Origin of the sequence: Achromobacter sp. GD03932 (assembly GCF_029839485.1) — a bacterium.
Taxonomy (GTDB): domain Bacteria; phylum Pseudomonadota; class Gammaproteobacteria; order Burkholderiales; family Burkholderiaceae_B; genus Achromobacter; species Achromobacter bronchisepticus_A.
Genome location: NZ_JAOCAT010000029.1, coordinates 33,577 through 47,267 on the forward strand (window position 1 = coordinate 33,577; position 13,691 = coordinate 47,267).

11 protein-coding genes are annotated in these 13,691 nt (G+C 67.2%); 5 read left to right on the top strand and 6 right to left on the bottom strand.

Annotated features, from left to right (window positions below; translation table 11 throughout):
* The 3 genes from N5C88_RS24015 to N5C88_RS24025 all read right to left on the bottom strand — a co-directional run bounded on the left by N5C88_RS24015 (window position 1) and on the right by N5C88_RS24025 (window position 3,733).
* Complete coding sequence (locus N5C88_RS24015) at window positions 1-1,206, bottom strand: ABC transporter substrate-binding protein (protein ID WP_118933552.1); 1,206 nt, start codon at window positions 1,204-1,206, stop codon at window positions 1-3.
* A 17-nt stretch (window positions 1,207-1,223) separates the two neighbouring features.
* Window positions 1,224-2,021: a GntR family transcriptional regulator gene (locus N5C88_RS24020; RefSeq protein ID WP_059374342.1), complete on the bottom strand. Its 798-nt coding sequence runs from the start codon at window positions 2,019-2,021 to the stop codon at window positions 1,224-1,226.
* Window positions 2,022-2,083: 62 nt separating this feature from the next.
* Window positions 2,084-3,733, bottom strand: a complete 1,650-nt coding sequence (locus N5C88_RS24025; protein WP_240633364.1) for a sensor domain-containing diguanylate cyclase — start codon at window positions 3,731-3,733, stop codon at window positions 2,084-2,086.
* Between the two features lie 174 nt (window positions 3,734-3,907).
* Here N5C88_RS24025 and N5C88_RS24030 point away from each other — a divergent pair, with 174 nt between their 5' ends.
* Both N5C88_RS24030 and N5C88_RS24035 read left to right on the top strand, forming a co-directional pair.
* Window positions 3,908-4,537, top strand: a complete 630-nt coding sequence (locus tag N5C88_RS24030; RefSeq protein WP_280016375.1) for a hypothetical protein — start codon at window positions 3,908-3,910, stop codon at window positions 4,535-4,537.
* Entirely contained in the window at window positions 4,530-5,636 is a 1,107-nt protein-coding gene (locus tag N5C88_RS24035; RefSeq protein ID WP_280016376.1) for a hypothetical protein, read from the top strand. Before N5C88_RS24030 ends, N5C88_RS24035 begins: the two co-directional genes overlap by 8 nt.
* A gap of 22 nt (window positions 5,637-5,658) precedes the next feature.
* Here N5C88_RS24035 and N5C88_RS24040 read toward each other — a convergent pair whose 3' ends face one another.
* Complete coding sequence (locus tag N5C88_RS24040; RefSeq protein WP_280016377.1) at window positions 5,659-7,071, bottom strand: PLP-dependent aminotransferase family protein; 1,413 nt, start codon at window positions 7,069-7,071, stop codon at window positions 5,659-5,661.
* Between the two features lie 99 nt (window positions 7,072-7,170).
* On the opposite strand from N5C88_RS24040, the gene N5C88_RS24045 reads away from it, so the two are divergent.
* Window positions 7,171-9,417 (top strand): arylsulfatase, encoded by a 2,247-nt coding sequence (locus N5C88_RS24045; RefSeq protein WP_280016378.1) that lies wholly within the window; start codon window positions 7,171-7,173, stop codon window positions 9,415-9,417.
* Window positions 9,418-9,439: 22 nt separating this feature from the next.
* On the top strand, window positions 9,440-10,420 hold the full coding sequence (locus N5C88_RS24050) for a tripartite tricarboxylate transporter substrate binding protein (RefSeq protein ID WP_280016379.1): 981 nt from the start codon (window positions 9,440-9,442) through the stop codon (window positions 10,418-10,420).
* 16 nt (window positions 10,421-10,436) lie between these two features.
* Here N5C88_RS24050 and N5C88_RS24055 read toward each other — a convergent pair whose 3' ends face one another.
* A complete protein-coding gene (locus N5C88_RS24055; protein ID WP_059374335.1) occupies window positions 10,437-10,973 on the bottom strand; it encodes a YaeQ family protein in 537 nt (178 codons plus the stop codon).
* Window positions 10,974-11,124: 151 nt separating this feature from the next.
* Between N5C88_RS24055 and N5C88_RS24060 the strand changes: the two genes are divergently transcribed.
* Window positions 11,125-11,766, top strand: coding sequence for a LysE family translocator (locus N5C88_RS24060; RefSeq protein WP_280016380.1), 642 nt, complete (start codon window positions 11,125-11,127; stop codon window positions 11,764-11,766).
* 63 nt (window positions 11,767-11,829) lie between these two features.
* Here N5C88_RS24060 and N5C88_RS24065 read toward each other — a convergent pair whose 3' ends face one another.
* Window positions 11,830-13,686 (bottom strand): dipeptide ABC transporter ATP-binding protein, encoded by a 1,857-nt coding sequence (locus N5C88_RS24065; protein WP_118933543.1) that lies wholly within the window; start codon window positions 13,684-13,686, stop codon window positions 11,830-11,832.
* Window positions 13,687-13,691 lie beyond the last annotated feature (5 nt).

Genomic DNA, 13,691 nt, shown 5'->3' on the forward strand with positions numbered 1-13,691 from the left:
TCAGGCCTTCAGCGGGAAGATGGCATCGGCCTGGCGGTAGTCGGCCGGGATGACGACCTTGATGTCGCCGCCGATCACTTGCGTCAGCAGAGGCTGCGCGCCGGTGTTCTGGCCGTCCACGAACTTGGTCGGGCCGTAGGGCATGATGTGGTCCGAGAAGGTGCTGGAGGCCAGCGCCTCGGTGATGGCGGCGCGGTCGGCGGACTTGGCGCGTTCCAGCGCGTCGGCCAGCAGCAGCACCGAGGTATAGGTCATGAAGACCTCGTAGCTGAAGTAGGCGCCCTTCTCTTCCACGCGCGCCTTCAGCGGGGCAACGCGCGCATCCTTGGGGTTGAACCAGTGGTTGCAGTCGAGGATGCCGTTGGCGATGTCGGGGAATTCCTTCAGGAACTTGTAGCTGGAGGCCGCGCCGCCCAGCACCGAGTAGATCGCCTTGGGCTGCACCTTCTGCTGCTTCATGGCGCGCAGCAGCAAGGCGTATTCGTTGTAGTAGTTGGCCGGGATCACGATGTCCGGATTGAGGGACTTCATGCGCAGCACGATGTTGTTGAAATCGCGGGTCGGGTTCGGATGCTTGACCACGTCCTTGACCTCGAAGCCATGCTGCGGCAGGGCCTTGGACAGCAGCGCCGCGGTGCCGGTGCCGAACAGCGAATCCTCGTGCACGATCATCACGGTCTTGGCCGGCTTGCCCGCCGCGTCGTTGAGCGCGGCCAGGTCGGTGATGGCGCGTTCGCTACAGGCGCGGTAGCCCGGGCCGAAACGGAAAGTGTTCTTCAGGCCGCGCTCGACGATCTGGTCGGCCACGCCCACGTCCACCACGTGCGGCAGGTTGTACTTGGCCGCGGTCTGCGTGGTGGCCAGGCAGATCGCCGACGCATAGGCGCCGACGATGGCCGACACGCCCGCCTCGTTCATTTTTTCGACCTCGGCCGAACCCGCCTCGGGGCGCGACTGCGCGTCGCCCAGCATGGCTTCCAGCGGCGCGCCGCCCAGCGACTTGATGCCGCCGGCCTTGTTGATGTCCTCGATCGCCAGCAGCGCGCCCAAGCGGCATTGCTGGCCCGAATAGGCCAGCGCCCCCGTCACCGGATGCAGGATGCCGATCTTCACGGGTTTGGCGCCCTGGGCGCGTGCCACCCATGGCGCCGACACCAGGGCAGCTGCGGCGGCGGATTGATAGAGGAAAGTGCGGCGCGAATTCATGGGCGATCTCCGAGAGTTCAATGGAATTGGGCGGACAGCTCTTCGCTGACCCATACCTTGGCGTCGATGCTGCCGACGCGTGACAGCTGCAACTGGTACTGATAGCGGTCGGGGCGGTACAGGCCTTGCAGCAGCTGCACCGGCCGCTCGTTCACGTCGCGCACGATGCGCGTCACGGCCAGCAGCGCGGAGCCCACGGCCACGTCCAGGTGGCGCGCCACCTGCGCATCGGCCAGCCGCGCCGAAATGGTCTGGGTCGCGCCGCCGAACTCCACGCCGGCCGCTTCCAGCAACATCAGCAGGGGTTCGCGCTCCAGGTCTGCGCGCGTGAAATCGGCCACGGCCTGCGGCACGTAGGTCGTGATGTGGGACAGCGGCCCGGCCTCGGTGCTGCGCACGCGCAGGCTCTTGTGCACGGGCGCGCCGGGCGCCAGGTCCAGCGCCTCGGCCACCACGGGCGGCGCCGACACCAGGGCGCTGTCCAGCACCTGCACCGAGGTGCGCAGGCCCATGTTGACGATGTTCTCCAGCAGGCCGGTGAGGTGCGCCTTCTGCGGCGGATTGGCCTTGGGCGCGCTGGCCGGATTCGCCGGCGCGCGCAGCGGCCAGGTGCCCAGGCCGGGCCGGCGCGACACCAGTCCGTCTGCCACCAGCATCTCCATGGCCTTGCGGATGGTGATGCGGGCCACGTCGAACTGGTGGGCCAGCGCGTGCTCGCCTGGCACGCCGTCCTGATCGAAGCGCCCTTCCTGCACCTGTTCGCGCAGGACGAGGTAGATCTGGTGGTACTTCGGCAGAGGTAATGAGGTTCCCATGACGGGAACTCTAGGAGTGTCCTAATGTACCGTCAATGGAACAAATGACTTAGACGGTTGTTCTATCGGGAAAACACTGAGGGCGCGGACTCGATCCGGTTGCGCCCGCGCTGCTTGGCGTAATACAGGGCGCGGTCGCTGCGGCTGAGCGCCAGCTCGGCGTCCGCGTCCATGGTGTGCATGGTCGAGATGCCGATGCTGACCGTCAGCGGAATATGCCGGTCGTCGCCCAGCGAAAACGGCGCGGCCGCAATGCGCTGCTGCACGCGCGTGGCGAAGGCGTGCGCGCGCTCGATGTCGGTATCCGGCAGCACCACGGCGAATTCCTCGCCGCCGATGCGCCCCACCAGGTCGACCGCCCGCAGCTGGGCCCGCAGCGTATTGGCGAAGTGCTGCAGCACGCCGTCGCCGATGGCGTGGCCCCAGGTGTCGTTGATGCGCTTGAAATGGTCCAGGTCGCACATCAGCACGGCGGCGCAATCGCTGCCCTGGCGCTTGATCCGGGCCAGTTCCGCGGCGATGCGCGACATGAAATGGCGGCGGTTCGGCAGCGTGGTCAGGGCGTCGGTGGCGGCGAGTTCGCGCAGTTCGAAGTCGGCGCGCTTGCGGTCGGTGATGTCGGTCACGAAACCGTGCCAGACCACGCTGCCGTCGGCCGCCTTGCGCGGACTGGCGTCGCCCTGGCGCCAGCGCAGGCCCTGCTGCGGCAGGCAGACGCGGAACTCCAGGTGCCAAGGGGTCTGCGCCGCGGCCGCGGCCTGCAGCGAGGCGTGATAGGTGGCCAGGTCCTCGGGATGGACGCGCAGCTCGATCGCCGCGGGGTTGGTGCGCACCTCGTAAGGCGTGAGTTCAAACATGTCCCAGATGCCCGCGCTGACATACAGGAAGCGCGACCCGCCCCCGGGCCGCTGGCCGCACTGGAACACCATGCCCGGCACGGCGTCGGTCAGGTTGACCAGCAGGTCCGCCGTGCGCCGCAGGCGTTCCGACATCGCGCGCATCGCGCTGATGTCGGTGGTGGTGCCCATCATGCGCAAGGCCCGCCCCTGCGCGTCGCGGCTGACGACCTTGCCGCGGCTGCAGATCCACTTGTAGCTGCCGTCCTTGCAAAGGATGCGGTGCTCGACTTCGTAGCTCTCGGTCTTGCCCTCGAAATGCGCCTGCATGGCGGCGCGCACATAGTCGGCGTCGTCGGGGTGCAGGCGTTTGTAGGAGTCCTCGATGCGGTTGGTGACTTCGGATTCGGCGTAGCCCAGCAGGGCCTTCCAGCCCGGCGAATAGGTGATTTCGCCGGTTACGACATTGCGGTCCCAGATGCCCGTGCCGCTGCCTGCAATGGCCATGGACAGATTGCGCGCCTCGGTGCGCCAGCCGTCTTCCGCCGCCCGTTCCGCCGCCAGGGCCTCGCGCTTCTCGACGGCCGCGACGGCCAGTTTGGCGAAATCGTGCAAGGCATCCAGGTCTTCGTCGCCGAAGTCCCGCGGCTGGCCGTGCAGCAGCCGGAACGTACCCAGCCGGCGGCCGTCGCAGGCGTGCAGCGGGCAATCCACGGAGAAAGGAAGCGTGCCGGCCGCGGCGGCAGGCAAGGCGCCTGCCTGGGCCTGCCAGACGCCGTCGGCGTCGCTGCAGGCGACCAGCGCCATGTCCACGCCGAACTGCCGCCTGGCCAAGCGGACGAGCCGGTCCAGGGGGCCGTCGAGCCCGGTTTGCACATTCTCCGCGCCGCCGGCGGGCGCGCATGCAGGGGGAACGTCACCTGTTGCTGGCATGTCTGGACCTGACTCAACACGAGATTCATAGACATGGCCATGCCGGTGGCCATGACTGACATTTTGTCACGCTCTGCACCAAAATAGCATCATTTTGAACGATATGATCACCGGCCTATGGAACACCCTACCCGCCTGCTGCAACACGCCTGGCTCCTGCTGCTGGCCATCCTGATCACCCTCCACGGCGGCCTGGCCCACGCCCAGGCGTTCGACCGCCAGGCGGAGAACGCCCGTTACCGGCAATGGCTGGAGGACTTCCGCGCCGACCTGCAGCGCCTGCGGCAATCGCCCGATCCGGCCAAGGCCGACATCGACAGCCTGTTCGCGAAGACCATCGTGCCGGCTTCCCGCGGCACCCAGCTGGTCAGGACACTGGTGGAGGCGCCCGGCGACTCCACCAGCGGCGAGGTCCACTACGCAGGCTTGCAACGCGTCTTCCTGGCCGCCCTGGCCAACGCCGTGGTGGCGGGCGACGGCGGCAACTACCCCGAAACGCAGGCCAAGTATCAGAAACAAGTATTGCGCGTGCGTTACATGCACGTGGACGGCGGCGGCCGGCTGGAGTCTTTTTTCAACGACCCCGAAAACTTCAAGCCCTACCGCCTGCCCGCGCCCGGCACCCTGGAGCGCGACGCCTACCCCTTCCTGCTGTTCGAGGAACATGAGGGCAAGCTGCGGCTGGGCGGCGTGTCCAAGGAATTCTGGGATCTGGTGAAGTTCATGGATACGCAGCAATATGCGTAAGCGACTGGTCCTGCTGCTGGCGGCCATCGCGCATGCCGGCCCTGCCCTGGCGGCCTGCGGCCCGGCCGCCGTCGATTTCGCCGCGCCCGTGGCGCTGAAGGCGGTGCCCGTCTCGGTCGGCCTGGGCGGCGACCGTGTCCTGCTGGGCCGCCAGGGCGAACGCGTTGCCGCCCGCAACAAGCCGGTATGGGTCGACGAAACCGGCGATCCGATGCCCCGGACCTGGATGGACAAGGTCGATTGGTCCGCCTACCGGCTGGAGAGCGCCTCGCGGGCGCCCACGAGGTTGTACTTCGACGACGATGGCCGGCTGTGCCGCGCGGAGTCCTACGACCTGCCCCGGCGCGGCGACGCCGCCCCCTTCCTGTCGGGCGGTTACACGCTGGAATACGACGGCAACGGCGCCCTGACGCGCGTGGTCGAGTACGAACAGACCGCGGTGCGCCGGCCGGCCACCTACGAGGCAAGCGGCCAGGCCTGCCTGAAACGCGATGCCCGGGGCGCACTGACCGCCTTCAGCGATGGAGCTTGCGACGCCAGGCAAGAGCCGGCCGCCGGCCGGTTCTACGCGCGCGACGCCGCAGGCCGCCTGCTGCGCGCCATCGATACCGCCGCCCAAGGCGGCGCATTCCAGGTCCAGACCTATGATGCCGAGGGTCAGCCAAAACAACGTTATGTGCGCCGCTATTCCCCCGGGGATGGCGCCAAATCCTACGCCTCCGTCGCGCACGCCTCCCCGGACTCCCGCCCTTATCCGGTGCACCAGGCAGAGTTGAACCAGCTATCCACCGAGGTTCCGGGCAATGACTGGCGCATCGTCAGCATCGCCGACGAGGTGGCGCTGGACGATCCGGACATGCAGTCCTGGAATCCGGACACGCAAACCATCCTGGCCCAGGGCGTGACCGATGCGCAAGGCCGCGCGCCGCTCTCGGCGGACGCGCAGGCGCGCGTCTGGCAGGCCATGCGCGACAAGCCTGGCAGGATCTTCTGGTATTCGGACCTGATGAGCCGGGTGCTGCTGCTGCCCGCCATGGACGAGGCCCGCTGGCGCGCCTGCGCCGATCCCGGGAATCAGGCCGCCGACGCCTGCGGCTGAGGCGCGCGGCGCGGCCCGGGCCTCACGCTCCGCGCTGCTGCGTCGCGATCGCCCGCCATAACGCGGACATCCGCTCCGCATCCTGCATGAAGCCCACATTGAACCGGAACCACGGCGAGACGGCTCCGGGCTCGGGCAGGAATATGGCCCCGGGCGTCAGCGCGAAGCCGCGTTCCAACAGAGCACGGGTGCATGCCGCCGCGTCCTCCACGCCAGGCAGCTTGCCCCAGAGAAAGAGCGAATGTTCGGGCGTGCAGAACACGGTCGCGCCATGCTTGCCAAACTGCCTGAGCGCATCCTTCACGGCGCGCCGGGTCCGCTGTTGCAGGTCCAGCACGTGCTTGTGGAATCGTCCTTCAGTGATCACCGCATGAACCGTGCGCTCGGCAAACGGGGAGCTGTTGAGCGACAGCACGGTCTTGACCGACACCAGTTCCCTGACATGCCGCGGCGCACAGGCCAGGAAGCCGACGCGCACCACGCTGGACAGCGACTTGGAAAAACTCCCCACATATATCGTGTTTTCCAGCTGGTCCAGCGAGGCCAGGCGCGCGCAATGCCCCGGCTTGTAGTCCGCCAGCGCATCATCGTCGACGATCGTCAGCCCCGCCGAGGCCGCCAGCGCCAGCAGCTCGCGCGCTGTTTCCGCAGAAATGTCGCTGCCCGTCGGGTTATGGCCCACGGATTGCGTGAAGAACAGCTTGGCCCGGCTGGCCCGCAGCGCCCGCTTCAGAAAAACCAGATCGGGCCCTAGCGGCGTTCGGGGCACCCCAATGATTCTTGCGCCTTGCAGGCTGAGCTTGTTGAAGGTGGGATAGAAGCCGGGCGCGTCGACCAGCACGGTGTCTCCCGGCCGGACCATGTGGCGGATCAGGATATCGACCGCCTGGTAGGCGCCCTGGGTGAGGATGATCTGGTCCGAACGCGCCTCGATGCCATAGGCGCCGAGCTTTTGCGAAATGCTCTGGCGCAACGGCAGATAGCCGTAGGGGTCGCCGTAGCGGAACACGCTGCCCAGCCCGCTGCGCCCGATCTTGTGCATGTAGCGGTCGAGCCGGCAGTTCTCCAGCCAGGCCGAGGGCGGCAGGCCCTCGCCCACCGAATGGCCGCCTCCAGCCAGATGGAACGCCGACCGGTCTATGCCGATGCCCGCCAGCGCGTGATCCAGGGCCGGCGCCCAGCGCTCCGCCGAAACCGGCGCCTGCGGCACGCCCACCACGTAGAACCCCGAACCATGGCGAGGCTCCACATAGCCATCCGCCACCAGCAGTTCATAGGCCTGCACCACCGTGTTCTTGGCGACCCCCTTGATCTGCGAGTAGTGCCGCAGCGAGGGCAGCTTGGCGCCTGGGGCCAGATCACCCTGCCGTATCTGCAGCTTGATCTGGTTGGCGATCTGCTCGGAAAGAAGGTCCGGCGGGAAACGAGTGGCCATGGCGGATATCCAACTGTAGCGGCCAACTGTACCACTGGCTTTGCGGTACAGCGGCCTACGATGCAGGCACAACGAATCGATACCCACGGAGACCGCGCAATGCCTCACCCCAACGACCACTCGTTCAACGGCGTCATCGGCAAGACCTACCGCGATTCGACGCCGGACTGGCCGCGCAAGCCAGCAGCTCCCGAACAGGCGCCGAACGTCCTCTTCCTGGTGCTCGACGACGTAGGCTTCTCCGACCTGGGCTGCTACGGCTCCGAGATCCACACCCCGAACATGGACCGGCTGGCTGCGGGCGGGCTGCGCTATACCAACTTCCATGTCACCGCCATGTGTTCGCCCACCCGGGCCTGCCTCATGACCGGGCGCAACGCGCATTCGGTCGGCGTGGGCATCATTTCGGAATGGGCCAACGGCTATCCCTCTTATCAAGGGCGGATCACCCGCCAGGCCGCCACCTTGCCGGAGATCCTGGGCGACTATGCCTATGGCTGCTACGCCACCGGCAAATGGCATCTGACCAATCTCGCCGATTACGGTGCATCGGGGCCGCACGGCGACTGGCCGCTGGGCCGCGGGTTCTCCCGCTGGTACGGCTTTCATGGCGCCCTGATCGACCAATGGAATCCCGAGCTCTACGAGGACAACCACCCCATTCATATCGCGCCGCAACCGGGATACCACCTGTCATCCGACCTGGTCGACAAGACCATCTCGCAGATCCGCGATCACGTGACCTCGTCCGACAACCGGCCATTTTTCAGCTACCTGGCTTTTGGCGCCTGCCACTGGCCGCACCAGGTTCCCGCCAACTACATCCAGAAGTACAAGGGCCGCTACGACCAGGGTTGGGACGCCGTGCGCGCCGAACGTTTCGCCCGGCAAAAGGCCATGGGCGTGGTTCCGCAGAACGCGGAGATGGCTCCCCGCAATCCCGGCATAGGCGCATGGGAAGATCTGTCGGAAGACATGCGGCGCCTGGGCTGCCGTCTGCAGGAAACCTACGCGGCGTTCCTGGACCATACCGATGCCGAGATCGGCCGCCTGGTGGATTATCTGCGGTCCATCGGACAGCTGGACAACACGCTGATCGTGCTGCTGTCGGATAACGGCGCCAGCGCCGAGGGCGGCCCCACGGGCGCGATCAATATGCGCAAGCACATGACCCACGAACAGGAAACCGTGGCCTCCGCCCTGCCCCATATCGACCTGATTGGCAACGAGCATTCATTCAGCCATTACCCGATGGGATGGGCGCAGGTTTCCAACACTCCGCTCAAGTGGTTCAAGAAGGACACCCATGGCGGCGGCGTGCGCGCCCCGCTGATCATGCACTGGCCGGAACGCATCAAGCAGGCCGGCGGGCTGCGCACCCAGTTTCATCATGTGATCGACGTCGTCCCGACGGTGCTCGACTGCCTGGGCGTGGAGCCGCCATCCGTCCACCAGGGCTACAAGCAGCTGCCGCTGCATGGCGTGAGCATGCGCTACAGCTTTGCCGAGCCCGATGCCCCCACCGCCAAGACCACCCAGTATTTCGAACTGCTGGGCGACCGCGCCATCTGGGATCGCGGCTGGAAAGCCGTGGCGCGCCACGTCAAGGGCCAGGACTACGACACCGAGGACCGCTGGGAACTCTACAAGCTGGACGACGATTTCACCGAAACGCGCGATCTGGCCCAGTCCCATCCCGACAAGCTGCGGGAACTGCTGGACCTGTGGTGGCAGCAGGCGGACGAGTTCGGCGTGCTGCCGCTGGACGACCGCGAGGCCGAGCGCGCCCGCGACTTCCTGGGCACGCAAACCCGCACGCACTACGAATTCCAGCCGGACATGGCGCGCATCGACCGCTTCATGGTTCCGGAAATCAGCGACCGCAGCTACTGCATCACGGCGGAATTGGCGGACCTGTCGAGCGCCACCGAAGGCGTGGTCTTTTCCTGGGGCAGCAGATTCGCCGGCTTTGCCTTGTACGCCCTGGGCGGTGAACTGGTCTACGAGTACATCTATACGGAAACCGTCGCCCATCGCCTGGCGGTCCCGCTGCCGCAAGGCACCGCCACCGTCACGCTGCAATTCACGCGCACTGGCCAGAATGCCGGACGCATCGCGCTACGCGTCAACGGCGAACTGATGGGAGAACTTGAGCTGCCGAAAACCTGGTGGACCTACAGCACCACCGCCGGTCTGACCTGCGGGTTGGCGGGCGTGCCGCTGACCGAGGCCTACCGTCCCCCTTTCCGCTTCAATGCCGCCATACTGCGCCTGGCCGTGGACCTGGAAAACGACGGCGGCGACAGCGCCGACGGCAAGCTCTGGACCGTATTCAAACAACAATAGCCCCGCCACACGGAGACAAACCATGAAAGGCATACCACTGGGAAAAACGCTGCTGGGCCTGGCGCTGTCCATCCTCGCCGCTGGCGCCACGGCGGCGCCGCCGGATTACCCCTCCAAACCGATCAGACTGCTGGTGGGGTATCCGCCGGGAGGCACGACGGACCTGCTGGCGCGTGCGCTGGGACAGCAATTGATGCAGGCGCTGAAACAGCCGGTCGCGGTCGAAAACAAGCCCGGCGCGGGCGGCGGGCTGGGAGCGAACCAGGTTGCCCGCGCCGAGCCTGACGGCTATACGCTGGGCGTGGGCAGCGCGGGCAACCTGGCGCTGAATTACGCCACCTACGCCAATATCCCCTATGACTCGCAGAAGGACCTGACCGCGCTGAGCCTGGTGGCCAGCGTGCCGAACGTGCTGGTGGTCAATCCCGCCACGCCGGCCAAGACCGTGCCGGAACTGATCGCCTACTTGAAAAACAAGAAGGGCGGCGGCTTTTTCGCCTCCACCGGCACGGGTAACGGCCCGCATCTCACGGGCGAACTGTTCAAGGCGCGCACCAGCCTCAACCTGACCCACGTGCCCTACCAGGGAGGCGCGCCGGCCATCACCGCGCTGCTCGGCGGCGAGGTCGACCTGCTGTTCGACAACCTGCCGTCTGCGCTGCCGTTCATCCAATCTGGAAAATTGCGCGCCCTGGCCGTCACCAGCGCCCACCGCGCGGCCATCCTGCCCGACGTGCAAACCATGCAGGAGGCCGGCATCGACAATTTTCAGGTCGATGCCTGGTTTGCCTTGTTCGGACCGGCCGCCATGGACCCGGCGGCGGTCGCGAAAATCGGCGCGGCCATCCGCGGCATGTCTGGAAACACGGCCTTTCTGGACGCGCTGAAGAATATGGGCACGGTACCGGAGCTCACCGATGGCACGGCGCTGTCCAAGCTCATAGCCATGGAACGCGAACGCTGGCCGGCCCTGGTCAAGCAAGCCGGCATCAAGCGCGAATAGCGTGCCCGCCGGGAACCTAGCGCCAGGTTTCCGGCTCGACGCTGACCTCGCCCTTGTCGGCCGAGAAATACACCACGCCGTCCGAAATGTTGGCGTTCAGACGCATGGTGCGCTCGGCCAGCTGGGCCAGGGCGCGGGTCTGGTCGGACGGCAGGTTCACGATCTTGAGGTTGCGCGTGCGTTCCAGCTTGTTCTTCACGCCGTCCCACCAGATCTTGCTGGCGGAACCGCCATAGCAATAGACGATGACTTCGTCGGCGCGGCCGCAGGCGCGCAGGATGCGGCGTTCTTCGGGCTGGCCGACTTCGATCCAGAGCTTGACCGCGCCGGTCAGGTCCTTGACCCACAGGTCCGGCTCGTCGGTGTCGCTCAGGCCCTTGGTGAAGGCCAGTTCCTCCTGCGCGTGCAGGGCGTAGGCGACCAGCCGCACCATCATGCGCTCGTCGGTTTCCGAGGGATGGCGGGCGACCGTCAGCGAGTGGCTGCCGTAGTAGTGGCGGTCGGTGTCGGCGACGTTGAGCTCGGCCTTGTAGATGGTGGCGCGCAGGGCCATGGCGTAAATCCGGTGAATGTAGCGAATTGCTGAAGGCCGCCATGATAACGCCTGCGGCGCTGCGGCACGGCGACAGACGGCCGCGGACGCCGGTCCGGCGGCGCTACACTGGCCAGCTCCGCCTTGCCACGCCCGCTACCGGACCCCGCCCATGACCGCCACCGCCGCCCTGCTCGCCTTTACCCTGGCCGCCGCCATCCTGACCGTCACGCCCGGCATGGATACCGCCCTGGTGCTGCGCACCGCCGCCGTCGAGGGCGGCCGCCGCGCGCTCATGGCTGGCCTGGGTATCGCCGCCGGATGCCTGGCCTGGGGCGTGGTGGCGGCATTCGGCCTGGGATCGCTGCTGCTGCTATCGACCCTGGCCTACGACGCGCTGCGCATCTGCGCCGCGCTGTACCTGTTCTATCTGGGGGTGAAGCTGCTGTGGGGCGCCCGGCAAGGCAAGCAAGCCGCCCCCGATTCCGCGCCGCCCGCCCCCGCCGCGGCGGCCAGCGCCGGCGGCTGGTTCATGCGCGGCTGCCTGACCAATGCCCTCAATCCGAAGATCGGGATCTTCTACATCACCTTCCTGCCGCAGTTCATCCCCGCGGGCGCGGACGTGCTGCGCTTCAGCCTGCTGCTGGCAGGCATACACGCGATGCTGGGGATAGTATGGTTTGGCGTGCTGGTGGCGGCGACGCGCCCGCTGGCGCGCTGGCTGTCGCGGCCTGCCGTGATGCGCGGGCTGGACCGCATGACGGGCGCGGTCTTCATCGCCTTCGGCCTGAAGCTGGCGCTCGAAAAGCGCTAGTTTCGGCTCCCCCTGCACGCAGCGGGGGGGATGCCGCCGGCTGCCAGCCGGCGGCCTTCTGCCTCAATAGACCCCGATCGAATGGCGGGCCACGAAGTGGCCTTCGCCCACGGCGACCAGGGGCTCGACCAGCGGATCGTCGCCCAGCTTGCGCATCGGGCTGGGGATCTCGTCGACCAGCAGCGAGCGCTCGCGGTGGCGGCGCTGCGGGTCGGCGATGGGCACCGCCGCCATCAGCTTCTTGGTGTAGGGATGCTGCGGGTTCTCGAAGATGGCCCGGCGCGGGCCGATCTCGACGATCTGGCCCAGATACATCACCGCCACCCGGTGGCTGACGCGCTCGACCACCGCCATGTCATGCGAGATGAACAGGAACGACACGCCCAGTTCACGCTGCAGGTCCAGCAACAGATTGACGATCTGCGCCTGGATCGACACGTCCAGCGCCGACACGGATTCGTCGGCGATCACCACCTTGGGGTTCAGCGCCAGGGCGCGCGCAATGCAGATGCGCTGGCGCTGGCCGCCCGAGAACTCGTGCGGATAGCGGTCGATCATTTCCGGCAACAGGCCGCACTTGTCCATCAGCCAGCGCACCCGGTCCTGCGCCGCCTTGCCGCGCGCCACGCCGTGGATAAGCAGCGGCTCCATGATGGAGTAGCCCACCGTCATGCGCGGATCCAGCGAGGCGAACGGATCCTGGAAGATGAACTGGATGTGCTGGCGCAGGGTCTGCATGGCGCTGCCGCGCAGCGCGCCGATGTTCTTGCCGTCGAATTCGATGCTGCCGGCCTTGCTCTTGACCAGCTGCAGCAGCGAACGGCCGGTGGTGGTCTTGCCGCAGCCGGACTCGCCCACCAGCGACAGCGTCTCGCCCGGATACAGGTCGAAACTGACCTTCTCAACCGCGTGCACGCGCTTCTGCACCCGGCCCAGGATGCCGCCGGTGATGTCGAAACTGGTGGTCAGGTCGCGCACCTTCAGCACCGGGCCGTTTTCGCGGCGCACGGTGGATGCGGCCGCGACGGGCGCGGCGGCTTGCGGTCGCGCGGTGGCGTCGTCCACGCGCAGCAGCGGGAACGGCGCGGGCTCGTCCGTGCCCTGCATGGCGCCCAGCCGCGGCACCGCCGACAGCAGCGCGCGCGTATAGGCGTGCTGCGGACGGGCGAAGACCTCGTCCGAGCTGCCCTCTTCCACCTTGTCGCCGCGATACATGACCAGCACGCGGTCGGCCACTTCCGCCACCACGCCCATGTCGTGCGTGATGAAGATCACGCCCATGTCCATTTCTTCCTGCAACTGGCGGATCAGCTGCAGGATCTGGGCCTGGATGGTCACGTCCAGGGCCGTGGTCGGCTCGTCGGCGATCAGCAGCTGGGGCTTGCACGACAGCGCCATGGCGATCATGACGCGCTGGCGCATGCCGCCCGATAGCTGGTGCGGATAGCGGTCCAGGATGGCGCGGGCCTCGGGGATGCGCACCCGCTCCAGCATGCGCAGCGTCTCGGCGCGGGCCGCGGCGGCGTCCAGCCCCTGGTGCAGCTGCAGGGCTTCGGCAATCTGGTTGCCGGCCGTGAAGCTGGGGTTCAGGGACGTCATGGGCTCCTGGAAGATCATGGCCACGTCCGCGCCGCGCACGCGCTGCAGCGTGCTGTCGGGCGCGTTGAGCAGGTCCAGCACTTCGCCGCTGCGCCGGCGCAGCAGCATGCCGCCATTGACGATACGGCCGCCGCCATACTCGACCAGGCGCATCAGCGCCAGCGAGGTCACCGACTTGCCCGAGCCGGATTCGCCGACGATGGCCAGGGTTTCGCCGCGGTCGACGTGGAAGGAGACTTTGCGCACCGCTTCCACGGTGCGCTCGGGAGTCTTGAAGCGCACGGTCAGGTCGTTGACCTGGACGACGCGCTTGGGGTCCATTGTTG

Coding starts and splice junctions, on each gene's coding strand:
- N5C88_RS24050 (WP_280016379.1), top strand. CDS start 9,440: ATGAAAGGCATACCACTGGGAAAAACGCTGCTGGGCCTGGCGCTGTCC.
- N5C88_RS24015 (WP_118933552.1), bottom strand. CDS start 1,206: ATGAATTCGCGCCGCACTTTCCTCTATCAATCCGCCGCCGCAGCTGCC.
- N5C88_RS24030 (WP_280016375.1), top strand. CDS start 3,908: ATGGAACACCCTACCCGCCTGCTGCAACACGCCTGGCTCCTGCTGCTG.
- N5C88_RS24045 (WP_280016378.1), top strand. CDS start 7,171: ATGCCTCACCCCAACGACCACTCGTTCAACGGCGTCATCGGCAAGACC.
- N5C88_RS24060 (WP_280016380.1), top strand. CDS start 11,125: ATGACCGCCACCGCCGCCCTGCTCGCCTTTACCCTGGCCGCCGCCATC.
- N5C88_RS24020 (WP_059374342.1), bottom strand. CDS start 2,021: ATGGGAACCTCATTACCTCTGCCGAAGTACCACCAGATCTACCTCGTC.
- N5C88_RS24040 (WP_280016377.1), bottom strand. CDS start 7,071: ATGGCCACTCGTTTCCCGCCGGACCTTCTTTCCGAGCAGATCGCCAAC.
- N5C88_RS24055 (WP_059374335.1), bottom strand. CDS start 10,973: ATGGCCCTGCGCGCCACCATCTACAAGGCCGAGCTCAACGTCGCCGAC.
- N5C88_RS24065 (WP_118933543.1), bottom strand. CDS start 13,686: ATGGACCCCAAGCGCGTCGTCCAGGTCAACGACCTGACCGTGCGCTTC.
- N5C88_RS24035 (WP_280016376.1), top strand. CDS start 4,530: ATGCGTAAGCGACTGGTCCTGCTGCTGGCGGCCATCGCGCATGCCGGC.